This window comes from Legionella anisa, from assembly GCF_001467525.1.
Lineage (GTDB): Bacteria > Pseudomonadota > Gammaproteobacteria > Legionellales > Legionellaceae > Legionella > Legionella anisa.
The window spans coordinates 644,430-663,389 of sequence record NZ_LNXS01000054.1 but is presented as its reverse complement, the minus strand read 5'-3'; the positions used below and the strand labels follow the sequence as shown (position 1 = coordinate 663,389).

The window sequence follows — 18,960 nt, the reverse complement described above, 5'->3', positions numbered from 1 at the left end:
TACGTTTAATAGTTGTAGTCGTTTCGTAAAGTAGTCACTGTTTTTCTAGAGGGTTGGCTTGAATTAAACAAACTCATGTAAAGCCAACAACCGAGTTTTGATTGGCCTAGTGTTTGCTGTACTCCAAGATTAAAGACAGCCCATAAAGCGCCAAATAAAATCATAATGGTCCAATGAATTATCGATAGCTGAGGTGCTTGTAGTGTTGATATGCTTGGTATTAACCGCTGAATCAGCTCGATGCTTGCGCCATACATAAGCCCTGAAAGCAAAGCAAAAATGAGTCCCGAGACCAGACTTAAAACCGTTGGGTGAACACGAATCCATGTGAGCATGAGTTGTGAGCCCGCTATGAAGGCAAAGAACAAGACAAAAGCACTTGCGTCGTATGCAGCCATGGACTTATGAGTTACGAAAGCGAAGGCAATCATTGCAACCGCGCCACCTGCAAGAGAGGTGATGAGCATCATGAAAGATGCTCTCGAAGAATGAGTGTCTGATTTTTTTTGTTTCACCGCTGAGCCGGAACTTAAAAACAGATAGGCTTTGAATAAACCATGCCAGCAAAGATGTGCAATCGCTGCAGCAAATAAACCCACGCCACATTGCATCATCATAAACCCCATTTGCGCCATAGTGGAGCAAGCCAACATTTTTTTAATATCATGTTGCATTAACTTCCAAACGGTGCCGACCAATGCAGAAATGGAACCGAATATAAACAGTACACTTAATAATCCTGGATAAAGCATCATCAATGGTGCAAATTTAACGATTAGAATTCCTCCTCCATTCACAAGACCTGCATGCATTAACGCAGAGACTGGAGTTGGCGAATTTAAAGAGCTGAGAAGCCACCGATGAAAAGGAAATAATCCAGACTGGGTTAATGCTGCAACCAGAATAAGCCCCATTGAAAGCGGAACCAAGAGTAAGCGGGCAGGATTGGAGAGTTGGGTCAATGTTTCAATAGAATTAGTCGAGTAAGTGAAACTTAAAAGAATCAAGGCGACTAGTAAGCAGGCACTACCTGAAGCTAGTGTATAAAATGCCAAAAGCGCAGAATTTTTCGAAGCTGCCCATTCTTTCTTATGCGCCATCAAAAGTACTAGAAATAGATTAGACACAGACCAGGCGCCCCAGAATAGAAATAAATTATCGGCAAGAACCATAAGTAGCGCAGTTAGTGTCAGCGCTGATAGAAGAAGGAAAAAGCGCCTGTAGAGTCTGTCTCCATACATGTACCTTAATGAAAAGCGATGCACGACAAAACTCACCAACAAGACTAAGCTGCATAACAAGAGGCTCAATGCATTGAGGGTAATTAACCAGTAGACTGTAGGATTTTGAGATAAGGATAAATAAAAAAGTAAACCTACCCCCATCAAAAACCCAAATCCGACACAATAACCTGCCAAGCGCGCCGCAACGATTGGTCGAGAAATTAAAACGTAGTTAAAGGCAAGAGCTATAAGTGGACAGGCTAACATCAGATATAAAAAAATTAGAACTATTGTATTCACATTATTCCCCATTAGAAATTGTTTTGATACAATGAGAATGTATTAGATGTGCTAATATAAGTAAAATTAAAAATATTTATGTTTTCTATTAGGAATTCTAATGTCATTAGATACCGTAACCTTACAATGCTTTTTAGCGGTGGCTGAAACTCAAAGCTTTACAAAAGCTGCTTCTCGTGTGGGGCGTACTCAATCGGCAATAAGTCAGCAAATTGCTAAACTTGAGAATTTAATTGAAAAACAGTTAATTAACCGTGGGAAGGAACTCTCGCTAACCCCAGACGGGGAGCTTTTTTTAAGCTACGCGAAACGAATTTATGAACTGCATCGTGAATCGCTTGATCGATTTAAAACACCTGAGCTTCAGGGTGAACTTCGTTTTGGTCTTCCTGAAGACTTTGCATCGATGATGCTCTCGGATATCCTGGTTGAATTTTCAAGACTTCATCCCAGAGTCATGCTTAATGTGGAGTGCGATTTAACCCTGAATTTAATTGAGCGGTTTCATCAAGACGAATTTGATTTAATCTTGATTAAGACAAATGAAAAAAATCAAATCACTGAAGGTGTTAATGTATGGAATGAACCCGTGGAATGGGTAGGCAAAAAAGAACTCCTGCCCGTACTTAATGATAAATCAATTATCCCATTGATTCTTTCCCCCACTCCTTGCGTCTATCGCGGCAACGTTATTGAATCACTCAATCAACATCACCTAAAATGGCGACTGGCATTTAGTAGCCCCAGTTATGCGGGTAAAATGGCAGCTGTTCGAGCAGGCCTAGGGATTACCGCCACACAACGTAGTATGATCCCGAACTACCTGGATAGACTCGATGATTATTTCCTGCCCTCTCTAAAAGACATCCAGGTCTCCTTAATTAAAAAAGAAGAGGCAAATAAAGCAATTGAGTCGCTGGAGTTTTTTATCATGGATAAATTAAAACATTAAGCAAAGGATATGGGACGTTTAATGAAACAAGAAATAAATGCAATTGTTGAAGTTTTGGATAGAGCGACCATCGCTTCAATAATGATGATAAGTGTGATCGTGAGCCTACTGAGCTTAAGCATCCCTATTGCAGCTCAAACCCTAGTCAATCTGATTGCTTTTGGCAAATTGCTACAACCAGTGCTCACGCTAAGCATTATGGTACTCATATTAATGATTGCGTTAGGGGCTTTAAATGTATGGCAAAGTATTATCATCGAAGTCATTCAACAAAAATTAATGGTTAAAATAAGTCTTAACCTAAGTCGTCAATTTACTCATTTATCACTCGATAATTTCTCCTCCCATCATGGTCCAGAGCTCGTTAATCGTTTTTTCGAAGTGGTGACCATCAACAAAGCGCTATCAAGTCTATTACTATACGGCGTCAACTTAAGTTTGCAGCTCTTTTTTGGTTTAATATTGCTTCTTTTTTATCATCCACTCTTTCTCGTATTTGATGGATTCATTGTATTAGGTATCCTTTTAATTGTTTTTCTGCCATTCCGTAAAGGATTAGTAAGTGCTGAAAAAGAATGCGCCGAAAAACACCAAATAGGAGCTTGGTTAGAGGAGTTATTAGCTAATCGTTTTTTATTTCGCTTTAATCGTTATCATTACTACGCGACCCAGCAAACGGATAAGCGCTTGGTTTCTTTTTTAAAAGCGCGCAATATGCATTTTAGGCAACTCATCAAGCATCAGATAGGCTTTTATCTCCTCTCAGCAATCGCCAGCAGTCTCTTACTCGGTTTAGGAGGCTATCTCGTGATTAACAATCAATTAAGTTTAGGTCAGCTCGTTGCAGCAGAAATTGTGCTTGGTGCATTAATCTATGCGTTTAAACGTTTTGGTGTTCTTTTGGAAAATTATTACGACTTGGTGGCTTCCGAGCATAAAATCGACATGGTATTGAACCTGCCAACGGAACCTATCAACACCGAGCTAAGCGAGCTGATTATTCCCATAAAAAAAATCCTACTCGTGACTCAAAATCAAGAAAAGGCATCGTGCACCCCTGAAAATTCTCTCGTTATTTGCGTGAATGAAACTCAACATCAAGAGTCACTTGCCGAGTTTATTTTAGGTTTTAAAAATAATACGGAACTCGCCCTTTATATCAACGAGATCCCCTGTCATCAAGAATACAGACGTTCCCTGCGTGAGTACACTCTACTGCTTAGAGACAAAGAATGGTTTGCAGGCAGTGTTTATGACAATCTACGTCTTAATCAATCGTCTTTTTCTATAAAGCAATTAAAAGAGCTTTTAATATCCCTGGGGCTAATGGATAAAATCATGCGTCAGCCTAATGGCCTAAAAAGCATCATTTACGACTGGGAACAAGTTTTTACTGAACAGGAGCTCATTCAACTTATGGTGATTCGTGCCTTGGTTGCAAACCCAAAGCTCATTATCATCGACCGTCTTTTTGATAGTCTGACTAAGAAAGACATCGAATTACTGCTTGGCCATTTAGCAACACTCAAAGAGACTCTTTTGATTATAATCACTCAATATCCCAATCACATTCCATTACCTAACCACTTGGTGCTCTCATGAAGCTACACGCCTATCAAATGATTGGAAAATTACCCAATCCGCGGAAAATAGCCAAGATTATTTTTTTAGTACTCCTGATTTTAATTTTATTTCTGAGCTTTACCCCATGGCAACAATTTGCTCTGGGTAGTGGAAAAGTGATTGCGTTTTCACCCACTGAGCGATTGCATACCGTCAATTCGCCCATTTATGGCAGAATTAAAAAATGGTACGTTGACGAAGGGGTACGTGTTAAAACAGGCGACCCGATTGTAGAAATTACTGACAATGATCCTGAATTACTCAAAAGATTGGAACTGGAAAAAAAGGCTATTTTACTTCGCATAGAAGCCGCACAGCAATCATTAATCGCCGGGAAAGCCAATGTGGATCGTCAAAAAAACTTATACCAACAAGGTATTAATTCAAAACGCCAATACGAATTAGCTCAAATTGAATACGCGAAATACCAAAACGAATTAGCACAAGCCAATATTGATAAGGTTAGCATTGATGTTCGTATTGCCAGGCAGCAAACCCAGCTCATTAAAGCTCATGTACCAGGAGTCGTCTTTAAACGCTTGACCGGGCAAGAAAGTGTTGTCGTTAAAGAAGGGGAAATATTGGCGCAAATTATACCTGAAACTGAATCAAGAGCCGTAGCACTCTGGATTGATGGAAATGACATCCCATTCGTTCAGTTGAATCAAAAAGCACGCCTTCAATTTGAAGGATGGCCTGCCATTCAATTTAGAGGTTGGCCGCAAATTGCCGTAGGGACCTTTGGTGGAAAAGTCGCTTTTATCGACCCTACCGATAACGGTATGGGGTTATTTCGCGCCGTGATTGTCCCTGATGAGCCCTGGCCTGATCCAACCTTTTTAAGACAAGGAGTGCGCGTACATGGTTGGGTGCAATTAGGCGAAGTGCCCTTGTGGTATGAATTATGGCGACAATTTAACGGTTTTCCTCCTGAAAGTGTGGCGGAGAAGAGAAGCTCATGAGGGAATCGCAACTCAGTAAATTATTATTTATTTTTATTGGGCTAAGCGCGTTATTCTGCTTCTCAGGGGCCTATGCTTCAGAAAAAACACAAAAATTAAGCTTAATGAGTGTGCTGCAAAGCATCGACATGCATTATCCCCAAATAAAAATTGCCCGTCTTGAAGTAGCAAAAGCCAGTGGTGCATTTATCAATGCGAAGGGGCAATTTGACCCATTATTGGAGGCCAGTACCCGCTCGCAACCGGCAGGTGGTTATATTAATAATTACGGCGACACGCAACTGACCATTCCGACGCTTTATAATGGCGTGAAACTCTTTGCAGGCTATCGTAATGGAGAAGGTAACTGGCCAAGTTATTATCAAAACTATTTAACCAACTCCGGTGGAGAATATCGAGCAGGACTATCACTTCCTTTGCTTCGCGACCGATTAATCGATAAAGATAGGACAGGTATACTATCTTCTGCTCAATTAATGCTCATGAAAGTACACGATGCTGAAGCGGTTAAAATAAAAATTTACCAAGAAGCAGTTAAAGCCTATTGGCAATGGGTCGAAGCAGGCCTGCAATTAAACATATTTAAACAACTCCTGGACTTAGCACAAAAACGGCAACACGCAATTGAACAACAGGCAAATCAAGGGGATTTGCCAAGGCTTGCCATCAGTGAAAATTTACAACAAATCATTCAACGAGAACAATTACTCAATCAAGGTCAAATGATATTTGAACAAGCAGGCGTTAACTTATCTCTTTATTTTCGAGATCCAAAGGGCAGGCCGCTAGTTCCTCCTGAGCGGTCCTTACCTGCCTTGATCAGTACCTCAAGCACCATCGCAGGAACCCAGGCGCTACTCCGAGAGCATCCAGGGATTAAGAAGCTTGGCCATTTCGCTAATATGATGAAGCTCAAACGCAATCAGGCACGTAACGAGCTCCTACCCCAATTAGATGCGACCGCCTACACCTTCAAGCAAAATGGAGCAGGTGGAGATCCCTTATTAATTCCACAAGCAGCAATGGTCGGTGTGTCGTTTAAATTTCCTTTATTTCAAAGACAAGCCAAAGGAAACCTAATCCAGGCAGAAAGTGAGTTACGCCAAGTTCGTGTTGAAAAAAGATTTTTGTACGAACAACTCAACAATGAATTTACAAACATTTTAATTGGCATCAACAGAAGTAGGCAGCAAGTCCGTTTGTTAAAAAAAGAATTAGCTTTGGCGCAAAAGGTGCAACAAGGAGAAATAAAAAAGTTTTATCAAGGCGACAGCACTTTATTTTTAGTCAATCAACGCGAACAAATGACTACCCAAGTGCAACTCAACACCTTACATGCACAAGCCCAACTAGAGGAGTTAAAGGCTAGGGCTCGCTATTTCGCCTCAACCCACAGAGCAAATGGCTCTACACAACAAAATAAATAAGGATGGCATGAGTACCTCGTTAGTTTGGTTTAGACAGGATTTACGATTGGCTGATAATCCTGCATTTTTTGAAGCATACACGAACCACGAAAGATTGGCTCCAGTCTATATTTTGGCTGAAAACAGTGTTCTTGGAGAAGCACAAGCCCGAAGTCTGGGGTCAGATCTTGTTTTTTGCCTTTATCCATAAAAGACATCGAGCCAGGGATTAATTCTTGATAATTATTTTCCTATGTATCAAAGGGCAAGATCTGACCCTCTATCTCTCGCATGCTGATTGGAGAATATCAAATGTTATTGATAGATATTCTTAAATTTTTTTAACATAGATTCATTAAATCAATGAGTCTATGTATCTGTCCCGTAAGATAAAAAGGAATAGAGATTAAAGTATATTTTACCGGATTTCCCAAATTATCTTTAACATCTACATTTGTTTTATTTGGATAATCTGAATTAATGCGTAGAGCAATAAGGTATTTTTTTAATCCCATGAAAAAATGTAATGATTTCAGACTTCCCGTACTCCCTGCTTTTACTTCAATAGGTATGACTCTATTACCATGTTGTATTACATAATCAATCTCAGCGCTTGAGCCAGCTTCTTCTCGGTGCCAACAATATAAACTCGGTTCAATATAAGGAGGTTCAATTGTCCTTAAAAGTTGTCCAACTATCTGTTCGGCAACACCTCCATTGTTAATCATAATAATTTCATCTATTGAGTTAACTAGATTTAAATTAAGTCCCAGCGCTGTACTACATAAACCAATATCAAGAAATATTTCTTTAAAATATTTTTCTTTAATTTCGGCTGCTAAGGGGACACCATTTGCTGAACAACCTTGTACACGATGACTAATCCGAGCTTTTTCTAAAAGCTCCAAAATTTGTTTAATTGTAGGTGCTTGAATCGCTTTATTAACTCTACTAAATATAAATTTTTGACCTAGCATTCTTGGAATTGATGTCATCACTTCATCTAATCTTTCAGTTGCTATACGACCGCTATATTTAGAAAAATCATCACGATAAGTTGCTAACAAATCATTTTGTATTTGGCTAACTTTATTCAGTGAGCGCTCTTTGATCCAATTAGAGACTACAGCGGGTAACCCTCCAATTAGTAAATATTCTCTAAATAAAATTGTTAACTGTTCATGAATTGCAGCAGGTACTTCGCTGTTTAAATCATACTTACCTAGGTAGTCATAGAGGGATTGTTTATCATTTGCTAATAAAAACTCTTCAAATGACAATGGTTCTAAATGCATATAACTGATTCGTCCAACAGGCATACTAAAAGTATGTTGTGCTAGTACAAGTTCTAATAGAGAACCAGCTGCTATAACGGATAACTGAGGTAAATCTTCAGCAAACCAACGGAGTTTGCTAAATAGTTGAGATGATGCTTGTATTTCGTCCAGGAACAATAAACAATTTTCCGGATCTATCTTTTGATTCGATATAGTACTTAGATTTAGTAAGATTTGTTCTGGGTTATTAGAGTTAAAAAGACTTGCATAGGATGGTTGCTTCTCGAAGTTAAGTTCAATTAATTGCTTTCCAGATTTCTCAGCAAAATGTCTCACTAGCCAGGTCTTTCCAACTTGCCTTGCTCCTCGAATGACCAAAGGCTTCCGATCGGATGATATTAACCAATTCTCTAGATATTCTAATAAAATTCTTTTCACATTATATATTTATAGTTAACTTATTAAATTATAAACAATAACTATAGTAAGTCAATAAATCACAGGGTTGTTTTATTGATATACCTATAAAAATAGGGGGTTGTTTTAATGAAAAAGCCAATAAAAAATGGGGTTGTTTTTTTACAAAGCTATAGTTAAATTTGTACTTCAGGAGGATAGCCTTGTCTTGCTTTTTGCCTTTATCCATATAAGACAGCAAACCTAGGGGGCAGGCCTTGAATTTTGAATTTACAAATCTAGGATCATAATTTTTGGGGTTATTTACTTACAGTAGAAAAATGCAAGCAAAATGATCCTTTGATTCGAATCGTCAATAGATTCATCAACTTCTAAACTTCTAATTAATAATTCACAATTCAAGGCCTGGCCCTCTAAGGTGCAATTTAACTAAATTTTTGGTTGTAGCTCAGTATTATTAGTTGCTTGCCTCTCATTAGGTCCAGGTTGAAACAAAGAGAGAGCGATATGAGCAGACTCTGATTTAGCTAATTGTTTCTCTGAATTTGTATGTACAGTTATTTCGGCATTTGTAGTCTCTTTCTGTTTACCAAAATGTTCAGCACGACGTTCTAAAATAGAATGCAATTGTTTTTTTTGCTCCTCTGTCATGTAAGGTAAGAGCTGAGCAAAATCGCGGAAAGGTTCAAAATCAATTTGCTCATTGATTGCTTCTGCCCATCGTGATTTACCCTCATTGGATAACTGCATATTGACGGACCTCATAGAACTAGTACTGGGAAACTTCTGAGTGATATTTGCCTCGCATATATACAATAGGTTAGGAATAAATTCATGTGTTAAATATGAGCCTTTTTTATCAAGTAGGTTTATGAGAAAAGAGCGGTTATCGTCCTTAGATATATCTTGTAATGTCAGTATCTGATCCTCAGCGATTTGTTTTTCCATTCTGAAGATGAAGATAAGTTTATTGATAATACTTGGTGATAATTCATCCACAGGGAAAACTCGAAACTTCTCCAGGCAGCTCTGGCTATCCATACCATAGGTAACTTTTAGATAGTTTACTTCGCGATCAATGGGAATCATTCCCATGTAAAGATGGAAAATATGGGAAGACCAAACTGCTTGAAGAGTGATTGTTCCATCATTTTCAATTATTTGTTCAGCAACATGACGCATGACAGCAGTGCCAAAACCATTGCCTATTTTCTTGCTCCCTATGTATCCAATATCAATATTAGGATATTCCTCACTTATTGAGAATGTTCCACCAGTACGTAGTAATTCCTGATATTTTTGAGAATCGAATGTTTTATTGTTTTTTGGAGATTCAATTTTCTTACCACCGGCCATACCATCTCTTCCTCATTTTAAATTGAATGAAACGCAAAGATACTAAATTATCTCCACCTATTGTTCACATATCAAACTTAAAATATAGATATAAGTCAATATAATTAGTCGATTTGAGTAGAACAACTGAATAGTCAAAGGGGGGCCATAGCAAAGGAGGTCAGGTTTTTCCTTTATCCTAAAGGGGAAAGGGAAAGACCTGACTCCATCATTTCCCTTTCAAGGTAACTTTGCTTCCTTCTTAAAGTCAAGGGGTCAGATCTTGCTTTTTGCCTTTATCCATAAAAGACAGTGAGTCAGGAATTAATTCTTGATAATTATTTCCGGATGTATTAATTTTCTTTCAAAAGGAATTAAGTAAGTCCAGGATTAGCGATGGTAAGACCTTTGCGCATTGAGTTTGCTGGTGGACTCTATCACATTACCAGTCGAGGAAATAGAAAAGAATCGATCTATTTATCAGATGAAGACAGAGAGAACTTTTTGTCTGTTTTAGGAGATGCCTGTTTAAAATACCACTGGCTATGTCATTCGTATTGTTTGATGACAAATCATTACCATTTACTCATTGAAACACCGCTTGGTAATCTATCAAAAGGTATGCGTTATCTAAACGGGGTATACACTCAGAAATTTAATAAATTACACAAGCGGATTGGGCATGTCCTACAAGGTCGCTATAAATCTATATTGGTTGAGAAAGACAGCTATCTATTGGAGTTGTCGCGTTACATAGTATTAAATCCAGTTAGAGCAGGGATAGTTGAAAAGGCAGATGAGTGGTATTGGAGTAGTTATTTAGCAACAAGTGGTAGAGTACCAGTTCCTTCATGGCTTACAGTTGACTGGCTTTTGTCATCATTTGGTACTATAAAATCAGCAGCACTAATGAAATATGAACAATTTGTTTATGCTGGCTTAAGTAAGAAAAGTCCGTGGATTGATTTAAAGCATCAAATATATCTTGGTTCGGATGACTTTATTTCCAGAGTAGTGAGCTATGTTGACCCTAAAGTTGATTATACAGATATTTCCAGGGCTCATGTGTCAGATTTAGTTAAAGGGCTTCCAATTGAAGAATATGAACGAATGTCAGGTAATCGAGATGAGGCAATATATAGTTCATATAAAAGTGGATTGTATTCTATGAAAGAAATTGGAAAATATTTTGGACTTCACTACTCAAGAATTAGCAGAATTATAAAGCAACATTATATACAAGAGGCAAAGGGCAAGATCTGACCCTCTTGTTCCTAAGGGGTCAGATCTTGCTTTTTTGCCTTTATCCATACAAGACAGCGAGTCAGGAATAATTCTTGATAATTATTTTCTGATGTATCAAAAGGGCAAGATCTGACCCTCTATCTCTATATTATTCTAATCCGATTGATTTTGGTGGGCAGAGATATGCGTTTCCTAAGTTTGTGACGTTAGTTTGCTCAGATCCTCCACTTATAAAGCCGCCATGATGATTAAAAGAACCACTCGTGGAACCAGTAACTCCGGCACGATTGGTAACTAATTGAACGTAGTTTGCACCTAATTTTGCTGCTTTATTTTTAAGATCATTCATTGCTCCTTCTTCTAGATTACGATTAGAAGTAAAGCCTCCCGTAAAGAAATTACCTTGATTCCCAACAACTTGTCCCAGGTACTTACATCCTTTAGGTACCGAATTTGGTGAAGCAATAATACGAGTTGCTTGTGGATCAGCTGGAATAGAAGCACAGCTGCTAATCAAAATGGAAAGGGCGGTAAGCGACAAAATTTTTTTCATTTTTACAACCTTTGTTTTTGTTAATGATCAAATTGTGCGCATTCATCTTAGTTTATCCATAACATAAATTCAATAAGCAGATCTTCGTCAAAATTATTTCTAAGTCCAGGGGGAAGATCTTGCTTTCAAAGAGCAAGATCTGAGCCTCTATCTTTTGAGCGCATCATGGCTTTTAAAAATTCAATTGTTGTATTACCCTTTCGGAAAGATTGAGCGAACTAACAAGATTTTGTTTTACAGATAGAATAAACCGCTCATCACCAAAATTCATTTGTACATCATTAGGGGGAAACGACTCAACTACAGCTTGCAATATTCTTTCCTCGCTTATACGAGTATCCTCGAGTTCATTAATGATAGGAGATAATAATCTATTACCCAGATAACCAATACCAAAAGAAAAGAGAGTGATTAAGCTGACATAGCCTACACGTTCCGTTATTACCTGGAAATCATCTGAAAATGTAGCAAATCTCAATACATCAAACAGTAAGCGTGTCATCCACTGTGCAGGTGACCTAAAAGAATAAATAAAAGAAAACAATGCTCCAAAGTAGGTTAAAGGATAGAGTAATGACACTTTAGGAAATACAGAAAAAAAAAGGTTGGTTGATTTTAAGATATGGGATTTATATCTTAATGACATATTATTCATCTCATTGAGCCAGCTAAGTACATACTTGATATTTGCAATCTCGATATTACAACTTATTACAGTAATACGTTTTTGCAATGAATGAAGTAATTGAGTATTTCTTTCTGATATTGGCAAATTATTTCTAACATATTCCATTAAATTTACTAAAAAATATCGAGTAATTTCTCGTTGCACAATGGTCTGGTTAAATCCATTAACCAGACCTCTTCTTGTTTTACTTAGCATTTTCAAGGGATCTTTGATTTGCTCTTCATTGATTAAAAAGAAATAGCTGGATCTAACGGCTTCGTCTTGTTTTAATTCATTGAGACAACAAAATACTGCCTCAGTAAAAGACGCTTCTTCTTGAAGTGGTATTTTTTCTAAATGATTAAGTATTGTATCAAGTATTTTATAGACAGTTTTTAGTTGTAATTTTTTTTCTTTTTGGGTTTTTGCCGTGCAAAAGTGGAAATTAAGGGCATTACGTATCAGTTCTTTATCTTCACTGTTTAAAAACATTATTTTTCATCCAAAACTAAAAATTAGAAATGCAGTCAAAGAACTGCAACGAAGATCTTGTCAGTTCCTTCCACATGAATTATTTAATTAATGTCAACTGTGACATGAAATAATACTTTATAATCAAAATCTTGTCACCAATTATAAAAAATGATAAGCTTTTAGTCACTAAAAAAGATCTTGAATCAAGGGGGACAGAGCTTGCTTTTTGCCTTTATTCATATTGTACCTGTTCACGGATCCTGACTCCCGAAATCATGCTTTGATGCTTTACCCGAATATTATATAAAAGTGTTTGAAGAACCATACTTGGTGAGTTTATTGAGTTAAAAACAACTAAAAATAAATTTGCATGTGAGCGAAACTTCGTTCTCAACTGAGAATAGTACCATTATGGATTTGGCACCATAAGAAATGAGCATCAAACTTCAATGGGGAGAATTGTTTGATTCTTGCATAGACCGTTCAACTTCATTCATGAGCTTGTACATGCCAAATTCTCCAAAGTCAACCTGCAGGAAACGGTAGTTTCCTGAGGGTAATATTGATACTAAAACGTCATTATCTTTTTGGTCGCGCATTTCTTTTCCAGTAATATCTTGCATGACTTGTTTAACCATTTGTTTGAATAATGAAAGATCTTTCTTGAAATTTTCTCCAAGCTCACCCGATTGAATGTACTTATCGGCCCCTGTCCCAGGAACTTTTGGCATGACTAAATTACCATTTTTATCTATAGAAGCTGTTGCAAATGACGGGTCATATCTTTTATAAAATGCATTCCACGCTTCCATTTCGCCTTGAACAATATGTTCCCTCGGTTTATCTACATACGCTGAAAATTCATTTCCAAGGGTACTTGCATATTTTTTTGTTACCTGATCACCATTAGAATAAACATCACCTTGAACTCCTGAACCAATCTTTTCACCTTTTGCTTCCTGAAGTTTCTTTTTCCATTGAAACATAGAAATTATCCACAATTAAGAGTATTATTTTTATTATAGTTAATTGATTGGTCATAATGCGCATTATTGCGCCAATTGATAAAATACTGAGGTTTTGATTTCTATATCAATGTTGAAAAAACTTGTGCGAGTTTAGGGGGGCAGATCTTGCTTTTTTGTCTTTATCCATAAAAAACAGCTATCTATTGGAGTTGCAGGTAATCCATTTCTTAAAATAGGTGTCGACCCCTCATAGTCTGACCCCATTGATGCAGTTAGGTTAAATTATGCACCTGGGGCCGTTTCTGAAACAGAGTTGGAAAGTTTACTCAATTAACTGAACTAAACCACGATCACTGCCGATAGCGTCTCACTTTCAGACTCGAGAGTGAGTTCTGGTTTATTTTCGGGAGTAGCAATAATAGCTCCTCGCCAACCATCTAATAACTTTTCTTTAGGCAGAGTACAGTGATAATAATCACCATAAGTAAATACAGTCACTTCTGCCGTGCCGTCATCATTCATTTTCAAATTGGTTAATTCCACCCAGTGATCTGCGGCAATGCCTAAAATACTGCTATCTTCCTTATTTGCGGACGGCGCGTGTTTACAGAGTCTATGTGTTAGTCCAGCTGAGACACCCAATATAAATTTTGCATTTGGTTGCTTTTGTATGGCATCCAGTACAAAAGAGAAGTTTTCTTCCCAACCGGCATAACTGCGATGCTCCGCGGGATGAAAGAAGAGCGTGTAAATACCGCCTAGTGGTTTACCATTGGTATGGGTATGATAACTCGCATTGGTGCAATTGAATCCAAATGTTTGTAACCAGGATATGACTTGAAAATTAGGAGTAGCTCCTTGGGCAAAGTCAATGGCTTTAGGTAAACCAGGTAAATATCCAAGCCTGTTAGAGCTATGACGTAATGCAACTAAAAAAGCATGGATAAGATTATTGCTTACATAATAGTTATTGTTAGCAATTGTTTTGCCGTTAATGCAAACTTCTCCATTGCTAATGAAATTGATCAGCATTCGAATTGTTAAATCAGGATAGCTGCTCATTAAAACCTTTAAAAAAACTGCCGCTCCACAAATGTTGGCATTACCTTGATTTATTGACTCCGGGTAAATCGCTAAGCGTAATAACTGATAAGCTGCTGAGGTCTTTGTAGTTTGACCAAAGTAACAATCAACAGTTGCATCTCCATCGAGAAAATGTTGAATTTGTGTTATTTCATCCTTTAAATGTGGATGTGTTTGAAGACTCATGACTAAGGCGTCTTTGGTAAATTGTTCAAAAGCAGGGAATTTAAAGCCTGCTTTTTTGGTATTTTCTGTATGTAAAACTTGAAATTGCTCTTCACTTTCTACAAAACGGAGTAATTTATTGGGGGCCGTTAGCATTTTACTCAACAAAGCTTTATGTAACACTGAAAATTCTTTAGAGCCATTGGGATCTACTTTGGAAAAAACTTTATAGCTATCAAAGAGTTTAAGCATAAGATGTTCATGATCCACAACCAAATGGATTAAATTGTCTGTATAATTGTAAGCATTAACATTTAAATCATACGCATCGAGAAATCCTGACAATTCTCTAATAGCATTGCTTATCATGCTGGAATTACAAAATACGTAAGCTGCCAAACCATGTGTAAATTGCGTTTGATTGGCCATTCCTGAGGTTTCTTGAAGAAACTCAAAAATAGTTCCTTGATTGCTATTTAAAATAAGGTCGAGGTAATACCTTCCCAGCTCTTTAAATTCTTCTTCATATTCTTCGGCAAACCAATTTAAGCTATTACCTAAAATATGAATGGGGTCGTACCTAAAACCAGGGGCTGTCAATTTTTCCATATTTCTTTCTAGTTTTAAGGTAAGTCTTTTTTCTTCATCTTTATCTTGATTGGAGATTGCCAGATCTATTGCTTCTTTCAATTTCTTCAATGAGGGTATATTAGTGTAGAGATAAAGCTTAGCTTTATCATCAGACGCAAGCTTTTCCCATATTGAAGAATTAAAGAAAAATAATACAAAGTCATAATTAAAATTAAAAAGATCACCCAGTGACATTGAATTAAACTTTTTAGTAATGGCGGAGCCATAGTGGCTAATCATAATTGGCACTAAGTGAGGATTATCTTGTGCGATACGTTTTAAATCGTGTTCGCTTTTACATTCATCTATTAGTTTTTTTATATCGTTTAGTAATTGCTCAATTTTTATTTCTGAATCTATTGATGATAATTCATCATGGCTTTTAAGTTGTGAGGGCATTTTGGCTTTTTTTATAGTCAATGTGTCGTTATTTTATCCTATAAATATTAAGGAAACTTTAAGGCCATGCTTGCGACGCAAAGAATCTCGGATGCAGTCCATTGCCAAATTTTTTAGCATTCTGAAATTTGATTCGTTGTTGTGGTGGGGAGTTAGTGTAGCGCCCCAACGACTGATCGTGAGTTTTCTGCTCATTTGAAAAAGTTAAACAAGTCTAGCGAGTCTAGGGGGCAAGCGAGTCTAGGGGTCAGATCTTGCTTTTTGCCTTTATCCATAAAAGACAGCGAGTCAGGGATTAATTCTTGATAATTATTTTCCGATGTATCAAAGGGCAAGATCTGACCCTCTATCTCTTGTTGATTCTTCCCAATTTAATCCATCATAAAATGACCATTTAATTTTCATATTGTATAATTAGTTAATGTGTTTGTGCTTTCGGAGTATATATGTCGTATTCGAACCGTTTTTTTATTAATCCTTCTAATAAGAAGGTGTTTGATATTTATAAAGTAGTCAGTGAAGAATTAAGGAAGGATATGTCTCACATTGAAACCTCTTATAGTGAAATATTGAGTAATGAGCTCAATTCACAGCTATTAAAAGAAAAAGAAAAAATACAAAGTACTGTTAACAACCTCCTCTCCAACTTTACTCATTTATTCCTAAAGGATAATACCGGAGTGCTCAAAGAAATTTGTCAGTTAAAAGTAGAGATATTGCAATTAAAAACAAAACTCATGATACAACATGTTTTAGTCAATAATGCTGATTTCGATCTTTACGACTATAATCTCGCAGCCAATTTACATAACTATTTAGAAGAATTTAGTGTTAAGGTGCATTCAATTCAATGGGATCAATTTGAAAGTGATAGAGAAAGATACATCGAGTTAAACCATGAGTATAGTGTCTTACGAGGGCAATATGATGCCTTAAAAGATGAGTTTTCTATTGGAGATATATGGGAAAATTGGAGTTATAACGGAGATTCTTCCTCTGAAGAAGAGGATTCTGATGAATATTCTGGTGAATCATTTAAGCCGGATTAATTAACTGGATGATCAATGGGGTCAGACCCCATTATCAAAGAATATTTATGATTACTGCTAAAAAATAATAGATCAATGGAGTCAGACTCGATTGATTATAAACTGAACGCATCAAACTTATCTTCGCTGTAGTTACTTAGGGGGTGTGGAAGAACCCCGAACCATGGGCTATACTTTTTTTACTTCTATCAAAAGAGAGAGTCATCATGGGACAAGGAACTCCAATAGAATTAACAAAAATTAAAAAAATTGTTGCTGAGATTAAAGAATTTCCAGCTAAGATTGATTCTACAGAGCTGGCTAAAAATGCACGACACTTACTAAAAAAATACGCATTACTATCTGAAAAAATCGAGAGAAATGTATTAATTGGTGCTGCACATCAAAAGGAACTTGCTAAAATTCGTACAGAAGAGTTCAAAGCCATAAGACGTACATTAAAAGAAAAAGCAAATTTAATCCTACATGCAAAAAACAACAAGAACGCTCAAGGTGAAAAACTTGCGAAAAAAACCGTAAAAACACCAGCTCCCAAAAAAACCTCAAAAGCTGCTGACGTGTCAGTTGCAAAAAAAGCAACCCCCAAAAAAACCGTAAAAAAATCATCACCTAAACCTGACAAAGCAACTGCTCCCAAAGAAGGTGCATAATTTGGTTCTAGATCATAGATCGAGATCAATGAGGATAGACTCGATTGATTCATTGAATTGTAATTTTCGAGGAATGGTAAACAATTGCCTATGTCAATAAACACATTAATTGTGTCTGCATGCAGACATTATTCTTCGATGCTATATAATGTGTTTACACGCAAGCGCACTATATCTTGGTTTCTTCATGCAAACAAATAAGTGGGCCTAATGTTAAATTGAGTGTTTTCTCTTATGCTTAAAAGGACTTGAAATGAATAAAAACTCTTCATCAGAATTAATTAGAGCTCTTGGTTTAGGTGCTTTAATTATATATGGTGTGGGTGATATTCTTGGTGCTGGAATTTATGCCCTTGTAGGGAAAATTGCAGGTCATGCAGGTTCATTAACTTGGTTTTCATTTGCCATTGCAATGGGGATTATCTCACTCACAGCGCTATCTTATAGTGAATTAGGGAGTCGATTTCCTAAAAGTGGTGGAGTATCGATTTATATTCATGAGGCTTTTGGTACTCAGTGGTTTTCGATATTAACAGGGTTGTTACTCTTTTGCGCTACGGTTCTCTCTATGTCCACTTTATCGCATGCATTTGCTGGATATCTGAGAGCTTTAGGATTTAATATCCCCGGTAGACTGGATATTTTCGGTTTTTTGCTTATTTTACTCTTGATTAATCTACGCGGTATCAAACAATCATCAATGGCTAATATAATAAGTACCTCAGTTGAGGTAAGTGGTCTACTTATAGTGCTTGGTTGTGGATTTTGGTATTTGGCAGCACATCATAGCAACGTTATTGCCACTCCTACAGAAACGCCTGGAATAGGTGATGTACTTCAAGGAACAGCTTTAGCTTTTTTTGCATTCACAGGATTTGAAGATATGGCGAATATTGCAGAAGAAGTTAAGAAACCAAAAAAGAATCTACCTCGTGCTATATTATCCTCTGTTGGAATTGCTGGGATTATGTACTTAGGAGTAAGTTGGGTAGCGACAGCGATTATTCCAGGGAGTGAATTGAGTTACTCTGAAGCTCCTTTATTAGACGTAGTTAGCAAAGCTTCTCCTGCTCTTCCCAAATCTTTGTTTTCAGTTATTGCCATTTTTGCAGTTTCCAATTCAGCTTTATTAAATTACATTACAGCATCGCGTCTGCTTTATGGGATGTCCAAAGAAAATCTTTTACCGAAATCGTTACAGAGGGTTCACAGCAAATTTCATACCCCTTATAGTGCTATATTTCTGATCTTTCCAATAGTACTTTGCTTGGTATTAACAAGTAATTTGGGCGATCTGGCAAGTTCTACAAGCGCAATAGTTTTGATCGTATTTTCATTAAGTAACCTCGCACTAATAAAAATTAAACTTAATACAAAAAAAGAGAGAATTAGTACTGAAATATTTAGAATTCCCTTATTGGTACCTTGTTTAGCAATCGCTTTAAATCTCGCTGCCATCTCATTTTTGCCTCTACACAATATTATCCCTGCTGTAGTATTGATTGGCATATGCGGTTTTATTACATGGATTATCATGAAGAGTTTGTTTTCTAAAAATTGATTAAATTCACCTTAACCAAGT

16 protein-coding genes are annotated in these 18,960 nt (G+C 37.0%); 9 read left to right on the top strand and 7 right to left on the bottom strand.

Going from position 1 to position 18,960, the window contains the following annotated elements:
* Window positions 1-5: 5 nt before the first annotated feature.
* Window positions 6-1,523 carry a proton-conducting transporter transmembrane domain-containing protein gene (locus tag Lani_RS19300; protein ID WP_019233947.1) on the bottom strand — a complete coding sequence of 506 codons (1,518 nt, stop codon included), beginning with the start codon at window positions 1,521-1,523 and terminating at the stop codon, window positions 6-8.
* A 100-nt stretch (window positions 1,524-1,623) separates the two neighbouring features.
* Between Lani_RS19300 and Lani_RS19295 the strand changes: the two genes are divergently transcribed.
* From Lani_RS19295 to Lani_RS19275, 5 genes are read left to right on the top strand one after another with little or no spacing between them, the layout of a single operon-like run.
* On the top strand, window positions 1,624-2,475 hold the full coding sequence (locus tag Lani_RS19295; RefSeq protein WP_019233948.1) for a LysR substrate-binding domain-containing protein: 852 nt from the start codon (window positions 1,624-1,626) through the stop codon (window positions 2,473-2,475).
* A gap of 21 nt (window positions 2,476-2,496) precedes the next feature.
* Window positions 2,497-4,077 (top strand): ABC transporter transmembrane domain-containing protein, encoded by a 1,581-nt coding sequence (locus tag Lani_RS19290; protein ID WP_019233949.1) that lies wholly within the window; start codon window positions 2,497-2,499, stop codon window positions 4,075-4,077.
* Window positions 4,074-5,060, top strand: a complete 987-nt coding sequence (locus Lani_RS19285; RefSeq protein WP_019233950.1) for an HlyD family secretion protein — start codon at window positions 4,074-4,076, stop codon at window positions 5,058-5,060. Before Lani_RS19290 ends, Lani_RS19285 begins: the two co-directional genes overlap by 4 nt.
* The gene (locus tag Lani_RS19280) at window positions 5,057-6,487 is read left to right on the top strand and encodes a TolC family protein (protein ID WP_019233951.1); all 1,431 of its coding nucleotides are present in this window, start codon (window positions 5,057-5,059) and stop codon (window positions 6,485-6,487) included. The genes Lani_RS19285 and Lani_RS19280 overlap by 4 nt, the downstream gene beginning before the upstream one ends.
* Before the next feature lie 7 nt (window positions 6,488-6,494).
* Window positions 6,495-6,677 (top strand): deoxyribodipyrimidine photo-lyase, encoded by a 183-nt coding sequence (locus tag Lani_RS19275; RefSeq protein WP_019233952.1) that lies wholly within the window; start codon window positions 6,495-6,497, stop codon window positions 6,675-6,677.
* A 130-nt stretch (window positions 6,678-6,807) separates the two neighbouring features.
* On the opposite strand, the gene Lani_RS19270 is transcribed toward Lani_RS19275, so the two are convergent.
* Window positions 6,808-8,181, bottom strand: a complete 1,374-nt coding sequence (locus Lani_RS19270; RefSeq protein ID WP_040522719.1) for an ATP-binding protein — start codon at window positions 8,179-8,181, stop codon at window positions 6,808-6,810.
* Between the two features lie 408 nt (window positions 8,182-8,589).
* Window positions 8,590-9,516: a hypothetical protein gene (locus Lani_RS19265; protein WP_019233954.1), complete on the bottom strand. Its 927-nt coding sequence runs from the start codon at window positions 9,514-9,516 to the stop codon at window positions 8,590-8,592.
* 375 nt (window positions 9,517-9,891) lie between these two features.
* On the opposite strand from Lani_RS19265, the gene Lani_RS19260 reads away from it, so the two are divergent.
* The gene (locus Lani_RS19260) at window positions 9,892-10,758 is read left to right on the top strand and encodes a transposase (protein WP_019233955.1); all 867 of its coding nucleotides are present in this window, start codon (window positions 9,892-9,894) and stop codon (window positions 10,756-10,758) included.
* A gap of 130 nt (window positions 10,759-10,888) precedes the next feature.
* On the opposite strand, the gene Lani_RS19255 is transcribed toward Lani_RS19260, so the two are convergent.
* From Lani_RS19255 to Lani_RS19240, 4 genes are all read right to left on the bottom strand, one after another.
* The gene (locus Lani_RS19255) at window positions 10,889-11,293 is read right to left on the bottom strand and encodes a DUF4156 domain-containing protein (protein ID WP_019233956.1); all 405 of its coding nucleotides are present in this window, start codon (window positions 11,291-11,293) and stop codon (window positions 10,889-10,891) included.
* 172 nt (window positions 11,294-11,465) lie between these two features.
* Window positions 11,466-12,452, bottom strand: a complete 987-nt coding sequence (locus Lani_RS19250) for a hypothetical protein (protein WP_019233957.1) — start codon at window positions 12,450-12,452, stop codon at window positions 11,466-11,468.
* 428 nt (window positions 12,453-12,880) lie between these two features.
* Complete coding sequence (locus tag Lani_RS19245; RefSeq protein WP_019233958.1) at window positions 12,881-13,420, bottom strand: hypothetical protein; 540 nt, start codon at window positions 13,418-13,420, stop codon at window positions 12,881-12,883.
* A gap of 321 nt (window positions 13,421-13,741) precedes the next feature.
* Window positions 13,742-15,679: an RNA-binding S4 domain-containing protein gene (locus Lani_RS19240; RefSeq protein WP_127908211.1), complete on the bottom strand. Its 1,938-nt coding sequence runs from the start codon at window positions 15,677-15,679 to the stop codon at window positions 13,742-13,744.
* A gap of 446 nt (window positions 15,680-16,125) precedes the next feature.
* On the opposite strand from Lani_RS19240, the gene Lani_RS19235 reads away from it, so the two are divergent.
* The 3 genes from Lani_RS19235 to Lani_RS19225 all read left to right on the top strand — a co-directional run bounded on the left by Lani_RS19235 (window position 16,126) and on the right by Lani_RS19225 (window position 18,939).
* Complete coding sequence (locus tag Lani_RS19235) at window positions 16,126-16,728, top strand: hypothetical protein (protein WP_019233960.1); 603 nt, start codon at window positions 16,126-16,128, stop codon at window positions 16,726-16,728.
* Between the two features lie 206 nt (window positions 16,729-16,934).
* A complete protein-coding gene (locus tag Lani_RS19230) occupies window positions 16,935-17,378 on the top strand; it encodes a hypothetical protein (protein ID WP_019233961.1) in 444 nt (147 codons plus the stop codon).
* 253 nt (window positions 17,379-17,631) lie between these two features.
* Window positions 17,632-18,939 (top strand): APC family permease, encoded by a 1,308-nt coding sequence (locus Lani_RS19225; RefSeq protein WP_019233962.1) that lies wholly within the window; start codon window positions 17,632-17,634, stop codon window positions 18,937-18,939.
* Window positions 18,940-18,960: the final 21 nt, after the last annotated feature.